We start from the raw sequence: 20292 nt of genomic DNA on the forward strand, positions 1-20292 counted from the left end.
AAATTATAATTAAAAATTGTTAAATTCTTCCTGCAAATCATTAAAAAACACAGAAGCATAATAACCATCGCATACACTATGATGAATTTGTAAAGCTAATGGAAGAACAATATTATTTTTATCATCTGTATAATACTTTCCCATTGTAAATATTGGTGCTAAATAATCGAAGCCATTTTGTAAATTTAGATTAAAACCTGTAAATGTAGATAGTGGAAGCGATGAAATATTAAATATATTCTTAATATTACAAGGCTTAGCTAAAAATGATTTATTATTTCCGTAAGTTTCTATATCTGAAATATAATTTTTATAAAATGTATCAAAATTTTCATCATATTCCGTATAAATAGATGAAAAAGTCTTAGTATCATCATGAAATATTGTATAACTTGGATAAACTATATCATAATAACCAAGCTCTTTATTATCATTTAATGACATTTTAAACTCTTTATAACGATTAACAACTTTTGATATTAAATATATAACTGAAGCATAGAATTTAATATTTTTACTCTTAACTGATTTATAAAAATTAGTGATATTCAACTGAACTGTTATACTATATGTGCAAGGTACATTAAACATATAAGCTTCATAATGTTCCTTTCTGTTATAATTATTTAAGTCTATTAAATTAAACATATAATAAATAGTCCTTCAAATTTATATATTTTTATAATTTTTTTATTTCTTTTTGTATTTATAAAAAAATTATTCGCTTTTAGCATATTTTAAGTAAACTTAAAATATGCTCATAATTTTTTTATTTCTTTTTTGTATTTATAAAAAAATTATTCGCTTTTAGCATATTTTAAGTAAACTTAAAATATGCTCATAATTTTTTTATTTCTTCTATACTTAATCCTGTATATTTTGATATTATATTCAAATCTACATTATCTCTCTTCATGTTTATAGCCATAGATATTTTGGTTTTCTCTATACCTTGCTGAAATCCTATCTCCATACCTTCTTTTTTTCCTGCTTCTCTCTCATACTGAAGCATAGCAGCCTGTCCGTAAAGAAAAGTATCTCTTTCATTATAGGCAGACATTTCTTTTTCATCGGCTACAAATCTTTTATATTTATCTATAACTTTAGGCATTATATCATTACCTCCTATAAGTTTATTAATATCTTTTTCTAAATTTTTTGTTGTAAAAAAATCAATCCAAGATAAAAGTTTATTTTGATTATAGTCATTAGTACTAGCATTTTGTAATATTTCTGCAAATCTTTTAATTTCTATAAAATGTATTTGAAAATCATCTAGTCTAAGGCTGGGATTGTTAATATCAGCAAATGTTAAACATTTATGTTCTTTTTTTATATCAGTTTCACTTCCTATATCCAAATTAAAATTTATAAAACTAATACTAATCATTTGGCTTATATTAATATATAAATCACTTTCTTTTAATTCTGAAGCTATATTTTTAGCTATGTAATATAATATTCTTTTTATAAAATTGTTATTTCCTACTAACTGTATTTCAATAAGTATTTTCTTGCCGTCTTTAGTTTTTGCTTTAACATCAAGTATAGACTCTTTTAAATTTTCATTTTCAGGTAAGTTGTAAGGATTAATAATTTCAAGATTACTTACAGATTCTAAACCAGCATCATTTAAAACTGCATTAACAATATTTTCTAATATATCTTCATCGCCTTCTTTTCCGATTAGATATCGTACAAATAAATCATTAAGTCTGTTAATTTCTTTCATAACTTAATTATATAAAAAATATAATACTTTGTCAAAATAATATCAAATATCTTTATAAACATTTAAAAGATTAGGCAATACTTCTTCATAAGATAATTTTTTCAAACAATCTATAGTTTTGCAGCCTCTTTTCATATACTCGCAATGAAAACTTTTCAAAGCATTGCAGTATTTTTTCCTAGCTTCTATATTTATAGCTTTTTCTCCTCTGGCACCATAGATCAAAGGCAAAGTATCACCAAATATGCCTATGGAATATATGCCGCATGCATTAGCTATATGAAGCGGAGCACTGTCACCGCCAATTAAAGCATAAGAATTTTTTATAATAGATATCAATTCTCTGATGCTTAATTTATTAGTAAAATCATCTGCTATTATATTTCTCAATCTATTTTTCATCTCATCAGCAAAATCAATATCATCTTTTGCCCCTATTAATATTATAGGAACTTTTTTTTCTTTATAAAACATTTCTATAAGTTTTGAAAAATTATCTATTCCATATCTTTTGCTTATTCTGGTAGCTCCTCCATGCACAAGCAAAGCATTTTGATAATCTTTCATTTTATCAATACCAAAATTATTTTCTTCTTCAGATAAAAATATTTCTGTATTGATACCATCTTCTTTTATATTCATAGGTTTCAATATAGAAAGAATTGTATCAACTATATGTCTGCTATGTTTTTTCCAAGGAGTTTTTTTAGTAAGTAAGAATCCTCTGCATTCACTATTAACACCTACCCTTTCTGGTATCTTAGCTTTATACAAAAGTGATGCCCCATAAAATGCAGTTGTAGCTGTAATGCCTATATCATATTTTTGTAATTTTATATAGTCCATTACTTTATCATCTCTAACTATAATATTATTTATATATGGATTTTCTTTTAATATATCAATTCCTCTTGCCCCATTTACAACATCAATAATAGAATCATTATAATGTTTTTTTAAAGCTCTTATTAAAGGAGTTATGAATATTGTATCTCCAATATAATTCATTCCTATAATTAATATTTTTGTCATAAAATTAAACTCTTATTAAAACTGTCTTCTTCTTTTTGCCATTTTTTCTTTTTTAGCTTCTAATAATCTTTCTTCATTGTATATCTTCATAATCTCGAAGAATAATATAACAGTTAAAGGGCCAAGCAATATTCCTGAAAGCCCGAAGAATAAAACACCTCCAAGTATAGAAAAGAATATAAATAATGGGTGAAGTTCTATTCTATTTCCAAGAAGCAATGGACGTACAAAATTATCCGGTATAGTTATAAACAACCAAGCACAAACAACAAATATTATTGCTTTTATAAGATGACCATTAATAACAAATAGTACACCAAGAGGAATCCATATTATTGTAGTACCTATTATAGGCATGAAAGATGCTATTATTGTAAGAAATGCAAAAGTAAATGAATTAGCAACTCCAAATACTGTATATACTATAAAAGCACAAACACCCTGAAATATACCAGTGAATAAATTTCCAAAAACAATACCTTTAATACCCTCAGATACTTGTCTTATTAATCTATCTAAATATTTTCCATCTATAGGAACTAATGTTCTAACTTGAGATATTAAATACTCTCCGTCTATAAAGAAAAAGAAAAGCGAAAACATCATAAATATAAATGAACTTACAAATCCGCCTGTACTCTTTACTAAGCTAGCAACATTTTGAGTTAAATATGAACTAAAAAATGTCAAATTTGAAAGTGAAGAATCTTGAATTCTTTTTAATATAGTTTCCATTGATACATCTATTGGAAGCGTTTTTAAAAAATTATTAATATTTGAATTACTTAAAACTTCATTAACATCAAGATTCATAAAATATTTTATACCTATATTAGAAATATCTATAAGCTGAACTATAATAGTATATGCTAATATACTTGTAGGAACTAAAAATATAATTAAAGATGTTAAAGAAAATAATAAAGCTAAAGTATTTCTTTTAATCATAGAGAATTTATCTTTCTTCTTATAGCTTTTTCCCATAGCCTTTATAAATAATGGATTTAGTACAACATAAAAAACCACCGCAAAAAATATAATCATACCGAATGGTCTTAAAAGTTTGTACATTATATAAATAGATAAAAAGATAAAAGCAACAAAAAAGATGTATCCTATATTGTTTTTATTCATAAACTCTCCATAAATCAATAAAATTAGAAAGTTTATAATAATATATATACCATATTTTTCAAGCATTTTAATTTGAATTATTATGTGTTTATGTTATCATATTTATATGAGTTTTAAATTAAATAAACAACAACAAGATATAATAAATTGCTTTTTTAATAATGGTATATGCTTCGTTAATGCCTCAGCTGGTACTGGAAAAACAAGTACTATAATAGAGTTATATTTAAAATTACTAGAAAAAGGTGAAAAAGTATCAAATATAGTAGTTATAACTTTTACAAAAGCTGCTGCTAATGAAATGCTTCTTAGAATAAGATTAAAAGTAAGAGCAAAAATAAAAGAAATAGATAATAAATCAATAAAAGAAAAACAATATTGGCAAAATATTTATAGAGATATTCTTACAAATGCCAAAATATCAACAATAAATGCATTTGCCAATTCTATAGCAATGGAAAATGCTATGCTTCTTTCTATACCGCCTAATGCCAAAATATTGGAAGATAATTCTGATATTTATGAAACATTAAAAGAGGAAGTATTAAATACATTAAAAGAAGTTGATTACACAGAAAAACTTCGTTCAATATACAGAATATACACTGAAGAATCAAAAAATGATTTTGCTGGTGCAATATTAAATTTCTTATTAAAAATAAAGCCTAGACTAACAAATATAGAAAATTTTGAAAAGAAAGCATTAGAAATACTAAATATAAAAGAAGAATACAGCAAAATATATAATAATATTTGTTTATTAAATAACTTTATCATAAATGATGACGGCCCGGAAAATAATACTATAAAAACTTTTAAAGTATTAGTAGAAAACACAACAAATTATATAGCTAAATTATCAAATTTAGAATCTATAAAAAATATAGAAGAAAATGAATTTGATAAAATAAAATATATCATTAGTGAAGTAGAAAATCAGCCTAATAGATGCGGAAATAAAAATGAGTCTTTTAAAAATGCTATTACAGAATTAAAAGCATTATATTCTACATTATTTCTTTCTATTGATATAGAAAGAAATAGAGAAAACTATCTTGCTGTTGTGAATTTTATAAGAGATGCCTACAATCATTTTGAAGAAGTAAAAAAATCATTAGGTGTTTATACACATGAAGATATAATGTACAAGGCAATAGAAGCTTTGGAAGATAAAAATATATCAAAATCAATAAGATATAATATATCCGCTTTAATACTAGATGAAGCACAGGATACAAGCTCATTACAATTTTCATTCATAAATTTAATAGTATTTGGAAAATCAAATATAGACAGAAAAATCAAAACTGATAAAAAATTAATGGTAGTTGGAGATAGAAAACAGTCAATATACAGATTTAGAAATGCGAATTTTAAAGATTTTATCAATTCTCAGCATCAATTTAATGATTATGTTAAGTATTTAAAGGATAATTATAGAAGTAATTCTATGCTTATAGAGTTTTTCAATGATTTATTTCAAAATACAGTATTTACTGATGATGAAATAGAATACACAGATGAAGATAATTTAACTCCTAATAAGAAAACTAAAGATAAAGCAATATCAATATTAGTTCTTAATAAAAATTGTCAAAATACTGAACCTAATTTTAATATAGAATACAGAACATTATTAGAATCATTTGCAATAGCAAAATACATCAAAAAAAACTACGATAATAATTATAAAAATGTTGTTATACTGCTTCAAAACTTTAAAAGATTAAATGTATATTTAAAAGCATTATCATATTTACAAATACCGTATTATATTGACGGAGGAAATGGTTTTTATGAAAGACAAGAAATTGTACTTATAAAAACATTTTTGGAATATTTAGTTTTAAGAGATCATGCTAAATTACCTACACTTCTTAGAAGCGAATTCTTTGATATAGATATAGGAAATTTATCTGATTTTCTATTTACTTTATCAAAATTAGGCTATGATATAAATGATTATTTCCCTAAAGCAATATATGATGAAGATAAACATAATAAAATATTAGAAATAGCAAAATCTAAGCCATATTATAATCAATTAAAAGAAGCAAAAGAGCTTTTAAACTCAATAGAAAGTAAAATATCAATGTTAAATGCTTCTGAAATAATTGAAACTATATGTAATGATACCAATTTTTATAATTATTTAATGACTATGGAAGATGCAGAGCTTTCATACTCAAATATAGAGAAATTAAAGACTTTAGCTAGTGATTTTGAAAATCAAACAGGAAACAATGCTTATGATTTTGTTTTGAATATTCAAAATGCCAATACTAAAGAACCTTATTCATCAATACCAAAACTATCAGTAGAAGCTGTAAAAATAATGACAATACATAAATCTAAGGGATTGGAATTTGATAATGTATTTGTGGCAGGAATGGGAGATTATAATAGTCCTAAACTTAATAATTTTGATTTTATAGAAGATTCTCCATTTATAAAACTTCCTGTATATTATAGAAATGATTATCATACTATAAATTGCTCAATATCTGATGAAGAATATAATAAAACAAGCGAACAATCAGAAAAAAGAAGACTTATGTATGTAGCTTTAACTCGTGCCTCAAATAATTTGGTATTATCAGGAGAATATTCAAGAGGAACTAGCTATAGGGAATATATAAATCAATATTTCAATGGTGTATTTAAAGATTATATGCCTAATACCATAAGTGAAGAAAATGATGATTTAATAAATGATGAAAATATTAAAAATGACTTTATTAATACATATACTTATGGTACAGCAATAGAGCCTAAAGAAAATATAGATGCCAATATAGTAGATATAAATAAAATAAAAGAAAAAATAGAAGATATAAAAGAAAATAAAAAAGAAATCACAGTAAAGGCTATTGAAAACCATATGCCTTCAAAAAATGTAAATAATGATAAATATGCTAAAAAACATATAATTGAAATATCGAAGCTTTTAGACAATAAAATATCAGAACTTGAAAGCGAAATAAATGAAAATGATAATGAATACTATAATGAAAATATATCATTCATATCATATACTGATTTAGGTACAATAATACATAAAATGTTGGAATATTTTGATTATGATAAATATAATGATGAAAAAGATTTATATTTAGAAAAAGTTAAAAAAAGTGTGTTAAAAAATAATTCACATTACAATAAAAAACAATTAATGAAAAGCTTAACTTTAGCATTTGAAAGATTATTTGAAAATGAACATATAAAAAATATATTAGAAAATAATGAGAAAATAGTTTCAAGAGAGCATACTTTCCAAAATTTCGATGGTGAAATATTAGAAACAGGAAAGATCGATATAATCACAAAAAATAAAAAAGGTGAATATTTTATTTTAGACTATAAAGTATCAGCATATAGTAAAGAAAAATTAGATCACTATCAATCACAATTAAATAAATATAAAAATATGTTCCAAAAAACATTTAAGATAGACGAAAATGATATAAAAACAGATATTATATTTTTGAAATAATAAACTTTTAATAAAATATGCAGTTAATAATTAAAATATCAAAATTTAATATTATACAATTATGAAACCTATAAAAAACTGCAAATAAAATCAAAACTGTACAATTAACATCATTTAGTATACAAATATACTATATTTATAAATTATAATGATATATTTTTATCATTTATATATTATTATATTAATAATCTCCTTTACTTTTTTCTATTATAATGTATATATTATATATAATAGAAGGAAAAATTAATGAAAAGTATTATTAAATATTTATTACTAATAATCTGTTTAGTATCTATTGTATCTTGCGACAAACAAGTATTTACTAATAGATTTAAATTAAATAAAGCATATTCTTTATACGAAAAAGGAAAAAATGCAGATGATGATAAAGCCCTTTTAGACATCACGTCTACATATAATGATATTATCAATCAAAAAATATATGCTCAGGACAGATTAGCTGCAGTATACAGAACATTAGCAGAAAGAAGCTTAGTAAAAGAGCAATATGGTTATTCAGCAAAATACTTTTCTGAAGCATTAAAAATACTTCCTAACAGCCCATATTTAAGATACGGACTTGGAATATCTTATGCAAATTTAGCTGAAAGTGCTGACACTGCTGATAAAAAAAGTAATTTTTTACAAAGAGCTGAAAGCAATATTACTTTTGCAATTAATAAAGACCCTAATAATGCCAATTATTATGCAGCTTTAGCATCATTAAAAGGCATACAGCAGCAAGATTATGAAGCTGGATTTGAAAATATAAAAAAAGCGGTAGAAATGAACCCTAATAATGTAGACTATCTATTTATATTAGCTAGAATACAATACAGCAGGGGAAATTATGATGAAGCTATAGCGGCTTATAGAAAAATATCTACTATAGCCACTGAAAATAATATAAAACAAACAGCATTAAATAATATAAATCAAATTATAGGACAGAGAAATTGAGCAGCAATAATGATATTAAAACCTATTTGATTGCCCTAAATCAAATTGATAAAGTAGGAGATAAAAGAATATCCGAACTTATTAATCATTATGAATCTGTTGAAAATATATTTGAAGATAAAGAAGAAAATATAAAAGAACTTCTCGAAAAGAAATTCAAATCTCAAATATCCAATTTTGATAAAAATGAAATATTAGACAAAGCAAATATAATAGTAGAAAAATCAAAAGATTACGGAATAGGAATATTAAGCTTATTCGATGAAGATTATCCATTCAATTTAAAACAAATAGATAATCCTCCATATATTTTATATTATAAAGGCGATTTGAAAAAATTAAGAAGAAATTCTATAGCTATAGTTGGAACTAGAGAGCCTACAAATGAAAGCCGTAAATATTCATTTGAACTCGCTAGCAAATTATCATCTTTAAATATATCAGTTGTATCTGGAATGGCAAAAGGAGTTGATAGAGAAGCACATCTTGGAGCTATATCATCGCTTGTTAATACAGTTGCCGTTTTAGGAAACGGTATTGATACAGTTTATCCTTCAGAAAATTTACAAATATATAATAAATTAGTAGAAAAAGGCGTTATAGTAAGTGAATTTGAAATAGGAAGAAAACCTGACAGAATGAATTTCCCTAGAAGAAATAGAATAATATCAGGACTTTCCTATGCTGTTGTTATGGTAGAAGCTGCCAGCAAATCTGGAGCATTAATTACAGTTGATTATGCTCTTAATCAAGGCAGAGATGTTTATATTGCACCTTATGATGAAAAAAATAATGCATATTTTGGAAATCATAAATTATATAAAGACGGTGCTAAAATAGCATACAGTTTTATAGATATATTAGAAGATTTTGATTCTATATTCTCAAATGACGATGATTATACAAAAATGAAATTGAAATATTTTGAAGGCGGAGATATAAAATCAAAAAATATAAAAAAAGAAACGATTATAAAAGAAGAAATTGTAATAAATAAAAATGAAAGAGAAATAAAAAAAGAAGAAAAGAAAAAACAAAAAGTTGAAAAGCAAAATAATGAAGTTATTAGTAATTTAGAGGAAGAAGAAACTATACTTTATAATATAATCAAAAATACAGAGAAAATTCATATAGATGATATTATTGAAAAAAGCAATATGAATGTACAGACTGTAACTTCTATGTTAATGCAATTAGAGATTAAAGGTATTATAAAGCAGCTATCGGGAAAATATTACACTATAGAAAAATAAAAAAATTAATTATAACTTTTTTAGGATATTAAGAAGGAGATTTAACTATGCCTAATGAAACAGAAGAAAAAATAAAAAAAACAACAAGTAGGAAAACAAAAGAGAAGAAAGAGTCTAAAGAATCAAAGAAGAAAAAACTTGTTATAGTAGAGTCTCCGGCAAAAGCGAAAACAATCAATAGATATTTAGGCTCCGATTATCTTGTAATGTCATCAATGGGGCATTTAATAGATTTGCCTAGAAGCAGACTTGCTATAGATGTTGATCATGGATTTGAGCCTGAATACATTACAATAAGAGGAAGGGCTAAAATATTAAATGAATTAAAGAAAGAAGCTAAAAAAGCCCAAGAAGTATTACTAGCAGCCGACGATGATAGAGAGGGAGAAAGTATAGCTTGGCATATAGGAAATAAAATCAGAGGCGTAAACTCTGCTGTACCTATTAAAAGAATAGTATTCCATGAGATAACAAAAGATGCTTTAAAAGAGGCTATCGATCAGCCTAGAGATATAGATATTGCAAAAGTTAATGCTCAAAAAGCAAGAAGAGTATTAGACAGACTTATCGGTTATAATTTAAGCCCTTTACTTTGGGATAAGATTAAAAGAGGACTTTCTGCAGGAAGGGTTCAGAATGTTGCTTTACTTATTATTTGCAATAGAGAAGATGAAATTGAAACATTCGTACCTGTAGAATATTGGACTTTCGGAGTATTTTTAAAGCATAAAAATAAAGAGTTTTTAGCAGAACTTCAAAAATATAAAGGCGAAAAACCAGATTTAAAAACTAAACAAGATGTTGAAGATATAATGGATCATCTTAAGGACAAAACTTATACTGTTTCAAGCATAGAAGTGAAAGACAGATTAAGAAATCCTACTGCCCCATATACAACAAGTAAACTTCAGCAGGCAGCAAGCAGTGCATTAGGTTACAGTGCTTCAAAAACTATGCAGGTAGCACAATCACTTTATGAAGGTGTTGACATTGCAGGAGAAGCTACAGGTTTAATAACTTATATGCGTACTGACAGTGTAAGGATATCTCCAGTAGCACAAGAACAAGCTAAAGAGTTTATACAAAAAGAATATGGAAGCAATTATTTACCTTCAGAGCCTCCAGTTTATTCTGTAAAAAAGAATGCTCAAGACGCTCACGAAGCTATAAGACCTACTAATGTATTTTTAACTCCGGACAGCATTAAAGAATATTTAAAAACAGATCAATATAAATTATATAAACTTATATGGGAAAGATTTGTTTCTTCTCAAATGCTTCCTGCAAAAATGAAAAATACAAGAGCTATAATAGTGGCAGGAGATTGTGAGTTTTCTCTTTCTTCTTCAAAAATAGAATTTGACGGATTTATGAAAGTTCTTACTATAGACAAAGAAGATAAAGAAAAAGCTTCAAAAATGCCTAATTTATCGAAAGATGATGTATGTGATTTTGTTGAAAATAATCCTCAGCAGCATTTCACAACACCTCCTCCAAGATATACAGATGCTTCACTCGTTAAAATATTAGAAGAATCAGGAATAGGAAGACCTTCTACTTATGCTCCAACTATTAAAACAATTATATCAAGGCATTATGTACAGAGAAAAGGAAAACAATTAGTACCTACAGAATTAGGAAAACTTGTTAATGAACTTATAAGCGAGAACTTCCCAGAGCTTGTTAATATCAATTTCACAGCTGACATGGAAAGTAAACTTGATAAAATAGAAGACGATAATATAGAATGGAACAATATATTAAAAGAATTCTATCCTCATTTTTTGGATACATTGAAAACAGCTACTGAAAATATTAATAATATGAAAGACTTTTTCAATGAAGAAACTGATTTTGTATGTGAAAAATGCGGTAAGAAAATGATTAAGCGTTTAGGAAGATATGGATATTTCATAGCTTGTTCAGGATTCCCTGAATGTAAAAACACTAAAGGAATATCTTTCGGAGTTTGTCCTAAATGCGGCGGCGATATAACATTAAAACGCTCAAAAAGAGGAAGAGAATTCTACGGCTGTTCCAATTATCCTAAATGCGATTTCGTAAGTTGGGATAAACCGCTTCAAGAACCTTGTCCAAAATGCGGAGGACTTATGGTTGAGAGGAACATAAAAAACAAAGGATTGTTTAAAGTTTGTATCAAGGAAGATTGTGGTTATTCAGAGGAAATAAAAGAGAACGAAGAATAACATTATTCTTTATTATTGTATTAACTCTATTTAATACTTACTTTTTATATCCGCAGAATAATGATAAAATAAAATTAGATAATCTAAATATAAAAGTAGAAGATCTAAAAAAAGCATTTAATCCTGCGGTTAATAAATTCAATGAAAAAACAATATCTACTATAATAATAGACCCCGGACATGGAGGAAAAGATCCGGGGGCTATTGGTATAAATAAATTATTTGAAAAGGACGTAGTTTTATCATTCTCTTTGGAATTAGAAGAAGAATTAAAAAAAATTATGCCCGATGTAAAAATAGTTTTAACAAGAAAAGGCGACACTTACCCTACTCTTGAAGAACGTTTCAAAATCGCCAATGATGCTGCAAAAATAAATACAGACAAATCTAAAAATGCATTATTTGTAAGTGTGCATGCTAATGCTTCATTCAGTCCTAGTGCAAAAGGTTTTGAAGCTTATTTTGTAAGTGCTCAGGAATCAAGCGAATATGCTAGAGCTGTATCGATGTTTGAAAATGAGGCTTTGGTAAAATTCGATAATATAGACACTTCAAAATACGAAAAAGATTCTTCACAAATCACTCATAACTATATGCTTGTAGAACAGTATCAAAAAGAAAGCAGATTATTAGCAGAATCTATTACAGAACAAGTTCTTAAAGTATCCGGAGTTGCTAGAAGAACAAAGCCAGTACAGAATGCTTTATTCTATGTATTAAAAGGAGCTATAATGCCTTCTACTTTAATAGAATTAGGATTTATTACCAATCCAGATGATGCCAAATTCATGAAAACAAAAGAAACAAGATTAAAAATGGTAAAAGCTACAGCAGAAGGTATAAAGCAATACATAGAGCTTTTTGAAAAGACAGAAGGTTTTACAAAATAATTTTTTGAATTATAATAATATCCTAAATCATTTAATAATAACTTGGAATCAATATGGAACTTCAATTAAGAAATATAGGAATGATAAAAGAAGCTGATATCATATTAGATGGGCTTACTTTAATAGCAGGTGAAAATGATACAGGAAAAAGTACAGTTGGAAAGGCTTTGTATTCTGTAGTTGCAGGTTTGAACAATGCTGAAAAAAATTATAAGGAATATGTTGAAGAAATAAAAATATATCCAATAACAAGAAATATAGTAAGAAAATTAGAAAATGAATTCATTAAAAAAATGAATGATGAAAATTCTTTAATCAGAAAAAATAAATTGGATTTAAATGATTTTCAAGAAAAAATAAATGAAATAATAAGTTTTTTTGATTTTAATACAGATAATTTAGATAAATACTACTATATATTTGAGGAGTACAAAAATTCACTTCAAATATATGATTTATATAACTGTATAGAAGAAGATATTAAAGAATATTTTAATATTTTAAGAAAAAAACCAAACATTAATGAAATAAAATATTACAGTATTAAAAAGCATATATTAAATGAATTAAAAAATAATATACAATCTTTTAATTGTGAAAAATCTAATATATCTATATTAGAAGATAATAATAAAATTATAGATATAGATATTATCAATAATCAATTTAATGATGATGAATTAATAGGAAATGTATATGCATCTAATATAACGTATATAGAAACCCCATTTATATTTAACATAATAGAAAATTATATAACACCTTATAAATTAAAAAAATATACTATTGATAATCATTTAATAGATTTAAGTAAAAAAATAATTGAAAATAGAGATAAGTATACAATAGATACTAATTATTTTCTTTTTGAAGAACTAAATAAAACAAAAAAATTATCAGATGAAATACAAAAAAATATAAGTGGTTTTATAGAATATGATGATGTAAAAAATATATTACTATTCCAAAAAAATAATAACTATATAGAACTTTCAAATACTGCTGTAGGAATAAAATCATTTGCTATAATAGATTTACTTCTTAAATCTGGTGTTTTTAATGATAAACATATTTTAATACTTGATGAACCCGAAGTGCATTTACACCCTAAATGGCAAATTGAATATGCTAAACTTATGGTTAAAATGGCTGAAGAATTGGATATACAAATTTTAATTAATTCTCATAGTCCGTACTTTATAGAAGCTATACAAAAATATTCTGAAAAGTCAGAAAAAATCGCTGATAAAACTAACTTTTATTTAAGTGAAAAACAAGATGATGGTTATGCTGTAATAAAAAATGTTAATGATGATATAGAAAGCATATACAAAACTTTAGCCGATGCTTACAGAAAATTAGATGAAGATACATTATGGAATGAGTCAGAAAAATGACACCAGAACAAATAAGCGATATTACAAACCAATTAAAAAATATATTAAATACAGATTTTAATAATTGTAAAGATAAAATATCAGAAGTATGCAAAGATATTGATAAAAATATAAGTAAAATAACTTTAGATACAGAAGTTTTTGATTTTGATAAAATAACTTTTAATATAAAAAAGAATAACAGACCAAAATCAGCCGATATGATACATATACAGAATAATATAATATATTTAATAGAATTTAAAAATACATCTTTATTAATAAATTCAGAAAGCAGTAAAGATTTTAAGCAAAAATTAAAAAATGAAATAAAATTAAAAGGCATAGAAAGTTTAATAACAATACATAAAATAATTAATAACATGATAGATAAAAATATTAAATTTAATTCTATTTTGGATTTAAATATATATTATTATCTAATAGCAAATGAAAATTCAGAAAACAATACTTCAGAAAATAAAGAAAATAGAAATAGAGTTAACATGAATGAAGATTGTGCAAGATTGACAACAGATTATAAAAACCGTTATTTCAAAGACGTAAAAATTTCCACATTTGAAAGTTTTGAAGAAAATTTTATTAATAAATACTTTTAACTAATAAAATTTTCTTAACTATTTCATAAAAAAATTTTATAAAATATATTGACAAATATACAATTAGCTATATATTATTTCACGTTTTTTATTGAATAGACTGAATTTATACTTTTTAATCTTAAAAAAGAGAAAATATTATGAATACCAATTCAATTCAACTTAATAATAACAAAAAAAAGTTATTCGGAAATTTTGATTTTTACAAATTATGTATATCTATTGCTGTTCCTGTAATGCTTCAGCAGCTTATAATGGGTATGGTATCATTAATAGATAACTTTATGGTGGCTGAATTAGGTGATATAAAAATGGCTGCTGTAAATGTATCGAATCAATTAAATTTTATATATTTGGTGCTTCTTAACACTTGTTACGGTGCCGGCGGAATATATATGGCACAAAACAGCGGCGCTGATAATAAAGAAGGTATGCAGCAGGCTTTCAGATTTAAAGTAATACTTCCGCTTATTATTTCTATTTCATATATGATATTAATGCTTGTCAATCCTGAAATATTTATGCGTCTTATGACAAGAGGAAATACTTCTCAGGAAGCTATACTTGTATCAAGCACTAAATATATGAGTATAATAGCATTTACATTTATACCTATATCCATTTCCGGTGCTATAGGTACTTCTTATAGAGAAATAGGAAAACCACATATACCTCTTATAATATCTGTTATAGCAACATTATGCAACGCTCTTGGAAATTATATACTTATATATGGTAATTTTGGTGCTCCTAGACTTGAAGAAACCGGTGCTGCTATTGCTACACTTATAGCAAGAATTATAGAAATGATTTTATTTATAGTATATATAAAATTACATAAAGAAAAATTCTATGTAAGAACAAGAGAGATATTAAAAGTAAAATTAAATGTATTTTATTCAATGCTTAGAAAATCCAGTTTAATATTTTTAAGTGAAATAAGCTGGGGATTAAGTGAAATGTTTATGACAGCTTTATACAATAGCAGAGGCGGAGCTGAAACAGTTGCCGGAATGGCATCAGGATTCACAATAGCAAATATATTTTATTTAGTATTTCAGGGAGTATTTGTATCAACAATGGTAGTTGTAGGCGGAACATTGGGACGGGGTGAACTTGAAGATGCCAAAAATAAGGCCAGATGGATAATGAATGGTGCTGTTATAGCTGGTTTGGTTGTAGGATTGGTACAAATGTCATCAACATTACTAATACCAGTAATATTCTCAAAACTGACACCAGATGCACAAGCAATTACAAGGAATTTGGTAATATTAATAGCCTGTTATATGCCTATATGGACTTATATTAATGCACAATTTGCCGTTTCAAGGGCTGGAGGCGATACTGTATTTGGTTTTGCAGTAGATGTGCCTGTATCTTTATTGATATTTGCTCCTTTAGCTTTAATTTTAGCAAAATTTACCACTGTAGGACCCGTTGCTATGTTTGGTATAGCCAAATTAAGCGATTTTGCTAAAATAGCTGTTGGTGTTATAATGTTAAAAAAAGAAAGATGGGTAAGAAAACTTACAGAATAAAATGCATACAATTAGTAAATACTTAATAAACTAATTCCGATTATATTAACGGTATTTTATTTTTTAGTTAATTTTATTTTTCTGCTTTTAATATATTAAAATTAACTTATAATATTATAAAACTTGATTTAATTATTTACTAATAGAGGATTTATGAGTTACGATTTTTCTCTTATGACATTAGAATTGGGAATTCCCGTTATGGCTACTATTATATCTATTGTTGGTATAATATTATATGCCTATATATATTTTCAGTTGTATGAAGAAACTCAAGCGATAATATTAGTTTTAGGTTTTTTATGCTTTGCCTTTTCCGGATTAGAAGCATTAAATATAATAATATCATTATACTCGCCAAATAATGAAGTATCGCTAAATTTATATAAATTTGAACAAATAGCATTATCATTAACCATTATTCCTTGGCTTACATATATACGAACTCATCTAACATTAAATGAAAGTTTTCATCGTGCTTTAGATAAACTATATATATTTGCTGTATTTGTATTGATATTATTGTCAGCTGTGGCTTTATTATATCCTCAAGTATTTATATCTACAAAAGTACCTATAACTACACTTAACGAAACTATGAAAAACAGTATAAAAGCTAGAGGTGCTTTAGGCCCTATATATGTATTTAGAGACTTTATATTTACAGTATACTGTTTTATAATAATTTGTGCATTTATTTATGAAATGACAATAAATAAAAAGGTCAAAAAGAATATAGCTTGGTTAATATTAATATCTTTAATATCTGTAGCATTCTTCGATGATTTTAACGGCATATCAATATATACCGATTATTCTAGTAATTTCTTATTCTTTAAGAATTTTACATTTTCAAGAATAACATTAACTTATGCTATATTTAATATAATAATGATATATTTCTCTGTAAGCAGATTTATAACCGCAATACATAAAAAAACAACACAATCTTATGACTTAGAAAGCATAAGAGCACAAGATGCTATTATTATAAATACTGCTGTTACAACTTCTGAGAAATTATCAAAACTTAAAGATAATTTTGAAGATGCAGTTACAAATCTTGTACATAAAGTAGAAAATACATATTCTACAATAAATAATTTGAAAGTTGATATTAATAAAGTAATAGAATATACAAATGAATTTATAACTATAGAAAATTTCCAAATAAATGATGGTAAAATAAACATAGAAAAAATTAATGAATTAATAGAAACATACCCTAATTTGCAAGTTTCAGTAGAAATGCAAAAAAAGGCATTGGAAGAATCTAATTTGAAATTGCAGGAATCAGTTGAAAAAATATATACATTACAATCAAATAGTAGAGAAATAGTTTCTGTATTTGAGGAATTCCAAACAAAATTAGAAGAAGAAAAAAATAATTTTATCAAAGAATTTACTAAATCAGAATCTTTCAATCAATTAAGTTTCCAAATTAATAGAATTGTATCATTTATGGCAAATATGTCAGATAAAACTAAAACATTGGCAATAAACTCAAGCATACAAGCATCAAAAGCTGGAGAATGGTATAATAACTTCTCTGTTGTATCAAAAGAAGTTAATGAATTAGTAAATGAAACATCTCAAGCTACAAATAGAATGCAGACTTTATTATTCCAGATAGAAGAAATATTTAAGAAATTTAATTATTCAAGTAATAATATTATTAATAATGTATCATTACTTATAGAAGAAATGTCTGGTCATTATGAAAGACTTACTAAATTCAATAGAGGAATGGAAAAACAAAACGATTATAATATGAATATCATTAAGAATACTGATAAAATGTATACTTCAATATCAAATATGACAAATATTATTATTAATGAAGAAAACGATTTTATCAATATTAAAGATAAAATAGAAGAAATTAATGATTATATAGTAGATATATCTGAAAAAGCTTATGCAGAAAATAATGAAGTAAAAAATCTTATGAGGGACATGAATAAATTATTAGCTACATCAGATGATTTAGAAGCTATTACCAATACACTAAATGAAGAAATGGTAAAATTCTTGAAATATATTAATGATTTAGAAGATAAAGTAGATGAATATTCTAAAGTTATGTAAGAAGGAATAGATATGAATATATTTGCAAATTTAATAACTGGATATAATATAACAGTAGTAAAACTATTAATTCCAATTATTGGTATTTCTTTAATGTCAGTTTTTATTATGTTATATCTTTTATTATCTATAAAAACTAAAAAAGTTATATACATTACAATTTCTGTTACACTTACATTAATTTTAATTTACAATATTATATCACTTATAATAATATTCTTTGAAATATATGGAATAAATAAAGATATAGCATTAAACATGTATATATTAAATAATATGATTATGCTGGTTGCCGTTATGTTAATGCCTATTAATTCAAAAAGTTTTATAGGCTCTACAAAAACATTAATGAATTTAAATAATGCAACATTTATAACAACAATAGTATTATCTGTTGTATTAATAATTTTCAGTATAATATATTCTTCACAATTCTTAACTGTTAGAATAAATTATTATGATTCTTCTAATACATCATATTTCTTAACACCTACGGGCTTATTCTTTATATTAAAAGCTTGTATCACACTATTTGTATTCTTTATAATATTTATCTCAACAGTTTCAGATATGATATTGAATTATAATTATAAGGGAAATATACCTATGATTATAGCTAATTCTTTATCATTAATATTGATAATAAGATATATATATGTGAATACAACAGCAAACGGATCTGACTTTGATAGAATAGGACTTGCTATAATAATATCTTCTTCTTTCAGATCAATATCTATATTCTCAACATTTGCTAAAAATGCTCTTGATTCTATAAAGAAAGAAAATATGTTGAATAATAGATTACATCTAAATTTAAAAACGTTGAATAATATAGACAGAATATCAGAAGAATTAAACAACATAGATAAAAATTTAATGGACACTTCTATGTTTGTATTTGAAATAGATAAAGAAAATAAAGATGCTTATAATATCATTAGTTCTAAAATAGATTCTATATTAGAAGCAAATGATAAATTAATAGAAGCTAAAAACAGTAAGAAAAATCTTATAAAAGACGGATTAAAATATACAAATACTATATTTACTTTCTTTGATAAATACAAATCACAAATGCAGGAACACTTTAGAGTATTAAGTCAAACTATTTCTAATTTAAAAGAATCAGACTTTTCAAATGAACAAATAATGACTTTAAAAAATGATTTAAGACTTATAAAAGAAAGTTTAACTGAAACTTCAAATAAATTTTTAAGTATTATAATTGAGTCTGCTAATCAATTTAAAGATGTAAATGTAATAACTGAATCTATATATGAAACTATATCATATATAAAATCTATAACAAGCAAAACAAATCTTTTATCTATAAATGCTGGTATACAAGCATCTAAAGCAGGTTTTTACGGAAAAAGTTTTTCTGTTGTAGCAAAAGAAATAGGAGCTTTATCTTTTGAAATATCTAAAGGTACAGAATATATAGAAAAAATGCTTACAGATATATTCAGCGGATTAGTTATTATAGAAAATTCATCTTTCTATATTCAGGATCATTGTAAAATAATATCCGAGGAAGTTAATAAAATTACAACAACTATTGATAATCTTATGCAAGAAATAGACAATGATGTTAATAGTGATTCTAAGAAATTAAGCAATTTCAAATCATTAGAACAATATAATGAAATTATGTCTAATATTTTAATAAATCAAAATTTAATAGTATTATCTATTAAAGAGAATATTGCTGCTATGTTAGATGTTCAAAATAACTTAAACTCTAAAATTGAATATCAGAACCAAGATGTTTATAAAATATTTAACAGCTTCAATAATATAATAAAAGCAAAAGATGAGCTTAATGATATAACTAAAAAAATAGGAAGTTATTCTTCATTCTCTCATACTGATATAGAAGCATTGTCAAATATTATTAATACTCATAGAAAGAAAAGCAGCTTTACATTTGCTCCTATAATAGCTTTATTAAAGAAATCATAAA

At 25.0% G+C, this 20292-nt stretch carries 14 protein-coding genes; 10 read left to right on the plus strand and 4 right to left on the minus strand.

Annotated elements, in window-relative coordinates; genetic code table 11:
- Positions 1 to 9: 9 nt before the first annotated feature.
- The 4 genes from catA to R4K56_RS03450 all read right to left on the minus strand — a co-directional run bounded on the left by catA (position 10) and on the right by R4K56_RS03450 (position 3898).
- Positions 10 to 648: a type A chloramphenicol O-acetyltransferase gene (gene catA, locus R4K56_RS03435; protein ID WP_335771867.1), complete on the minus strand. Its 639-nt coding sequence runs from the start codon at positions 646 to 648 to the stop codon at positions 10 to 12.
- Positions 649 to 838: 190 nt separating this feature from the next.
- Positions 839 to 1732: an Rpn family recombination-promoting nuclease/putative transposase gene (locus R4K56_RS03440; RefSeq protein ID WP_335771868.1), complete on the minus strand. Its 894-nt coding sequence runs from the start codon at positions 1730 to 1732 to the stop codon at positions 839 to 841.
- A gap of 42 nt (positions 1733 to 1774) precedes the next feature.
- Complete coding sequence (locus R4K56_RS03445) at positions 1775 to 2764, minus strand: glycosyltransferase family 9 protein (protein ID WP_335771869.1); 990 nt, start codon at positions 2762 to 2764, stop codon at positions 1775 to 1777.
- 15 nt (positions 2765 to 2779) lie between these two features.
- The gene (locus R4K56_RS03450) at positions 2780 to 3898 is read right to left on the minus strand and encodes an AI-2E family transporter (RefSeq protein WP_335757361.1); all 1119 of its coding nucleotides are present in this window, start codon (positions 3896 to 3898) and stop codon (positions 2780 to 2782) included.
- A gap of 106 nt (positions 3899 to 4004) precedes the next feature.
- On the opposite strand from R4K56_RS03450, the gene R4K56_RS03455 reads away from it, so the two are divergent.
- From R4K56_RS03455 to R4K56_RS03500, 10 genes are all read left to right on the plus strand, one after another.
- The gene (locus R4K56_RS03455; protein ID WP_335771870.1) at positions 4005 to 7391 is read left to right on the plus strand and encodes a UvrD-helicase domain-containing protein; all 3387 of its coding nucleotides are present in this window, start codon (positions 4005 to 4007) and stop codon (positions 7389 to 7391) included.
- A 246-nt stretch (positions 7392 to 7637) separates the two neighbouring features.
- Positions 7638 to 8351: a tetratricopeptide repeat protein gene (locus tag R4K56_RS03460; protein WP_335771871.1), complete on the plus strand. Its 714-nt coding sequence runs from the start codon at positions 7638 to 7640 to the stop codon at positions 8349 to 8351.
- Entirely contained in the window at positions 8348 to 9604 is a 1257-nt protein-coding gene (dprA, locus tag R4K56_RS03465; protein WP_335771872.1) for a DNA-processing protein DprA, read from the plus strand. Before R4K56_RS03460 ends, dprA begins: the two co-directional genes overlap by 4 nt.
- 47 nt (positions 9605 to 9651) lie before the next feature.
- On the plus strand, positions 9652 to 11811 hold the full coding sequence (gene topA / locus R4K56_RS03470; RefSeq protein ID WP_335757365.1) for a type I DNA topoisomerase: 2160 nt from the start codon (positions 9652 to 9654) through the stop codon (positions 11809 to 11811).
- Positions 11757 to 12701 (plus strand): N-acetylmuramoyl-L-alanine amidase family protein, encoded by a 945-nt coding sequence (locus tag R4K56_RS03475; protein WP_335769393.1) that lies wholly within the window; start codon positions 11757 to 11759, stop codon positions 12699 to 12701. Before topA ends, R4K56_RS03475 begins: the two co-directional genes overlap by 55 nt.
- Positions 12702 to 12754: 53 nt before the next feature.
- The gene (locus R4K56_RS03480; RefSeq protein ID WP_335771873.1) at positions 12755 to 14098 is read left to right on the plus strand and encodes an AAA family ATPase; all 1344 of its coding nucleotides are present in this window, start codon (positions 12755 to 12757) and stop codon (positions 14096 to 14098) included.
- Positions 14095 to 14697, plus strand: a complete 603-nt coding sequence (locus tag R4K56_RS03485; RefSeq protein WP_335771874.1) for a hypothetical protein — start codon at positions 14095 to 14097, stop codon at positions 14695 to 14697. The genes R4K56_RS03480 and R4K56_RS03485 overlap by 4 nt, the downstream gene beginning before the upstream one ends.
- Positions 14698 to 14837: 140 nt before the next feature.
- Positions 14838 to 16238 carry an MATE family efflux transporter gene (locus R4K56_RS03490; RefSeq protein ID WP_335759558.1) on the plus strand — a complete coding sequence of 467 codons (1401 nt, stop codon included), beginning with the start codon at positions 14838 to 14840 and terminating at the stop codon, positions 16236 to 16238.
- 153 nt (positions 16239 to 16391) lie between these two features.
- Positions 16392 to 18326, plus strand: a complete 1935-nt coding sequence (locus R4K56_RS03495) for a methyl-accepting chemotaxis protein (RefSeq protein ID WP_335771875.1) — start codon at positions 16392 to 16394, stop codon at positions 18324 to 18326.
- A gap of 12 nt (positions 18327 to 18338) precedes the next feature.
- Positions 18339 to 20291: a methyl-accepting chemotaxis protein gene (locus tag R4K56_RS03500; RefSeq protein ID WP_335771876.1), complete on the plus strand. Its 1953-nt coding sequence runs from the start codon at positions 18339 to 18341 to the stop codon at positions 20289 to 20291.
- The last annotated feature ends 1 nt before the right edge of the window (position 20292 follow it).

The sequence above is a fragment of the Brachyspira pulli genome, from assembly GCF_036997785.1.
GTDB classification, from domain to species: domain Bacteria; phylum Spirochaetota; class Brachyspiria; order Brachyspirales; family Brachyspiraceae; genus Brachyspira; species Brachyspira pulli.

Excerpts from the sequence above, each read along its gene's own strand:
- R4K56_RS03455 (WP_335771870.1), top strand. The coding sequence starts at position 4,005 with ATGAGTTTTAAATTAAATAAACAACAACAAGATATAATAAATTGCTTT.
- R4K56_RS03440 (WP_335771868.1), bottom strand. The coding sequence starts at position 1,732 with ATGAAAGAAATTAACAGACTTAATGATTTATTTGTACGATATCTAATC.
- R4K56_RS03500 (WP_335771876.1), top strand. The coding sequence starts at position 18,339 with ATGAATATATTTGCAAATTTAATAACTGGATATAATATAACAGTAGTA.
- catA (WP_335771867.1), bottom strand. The coding sequence starts at position 648 with ATGTTTAATTTAATAGACTTAAATAATTATAACAGAAAGGAACATTAT.
- topA (WP_335757365.1), top strand. The coding sequence starts at position 9,652 with ATGCCTAATGAAACAGAAGAAAAAATAAAAAAAACAACAAGTAGGAAA.
- R4K56_RS03480 (WP_335771873.1), top strand. The coding sequence starts at position 12,755 with ATGGAACTTCAATTAAGAAATATAGGAATGATAAAAGAAGCTGATATC.
- R4K56_RS03485 (WP_335771874.1), top strand. The coding sequence starts at position 14,095 with ATGACACCAGAACAAATAAGCGATATTACAAACCAATTAAAAAATATA.
- R4K56_RS03450 (WP_335757361.1), bottom strand. The coding sequence starts at position 3,898 with ATGAATAAAAACAATATAGGATACATCTTTTTTGTTGCTTTTATCTTT.
- R4K56_RS03460 (WP_335771871.1), top strand. The coding sequence starts at position 7,638 with ATGAAAAGTATTATTAAATATTTATTACTAATAATCTGTTTAGTATCT.
- R4K56_RS03495 (WP_335771875.1), top strand. The coding sequence starts at position 16,392 with ATGAGTTACGATTTTTCTCTTATGACATTAGAATTGGGAATTCCCGTT.
- R4K56_RS03490 (WP_335759558.1), top strand. The coding sequence starts at position 14,838 with ATGAATACCAATTCAATTCAACTTAATAATAACAAAAAAAAGTTATTC.
- R4K56_RS03445 (WP_335771869.1), bottom strand. The coding sequence starts at position 2,764 with ATGACAAAAATATTAATTATAGGAATGAATTATATTGGAGATACAATA.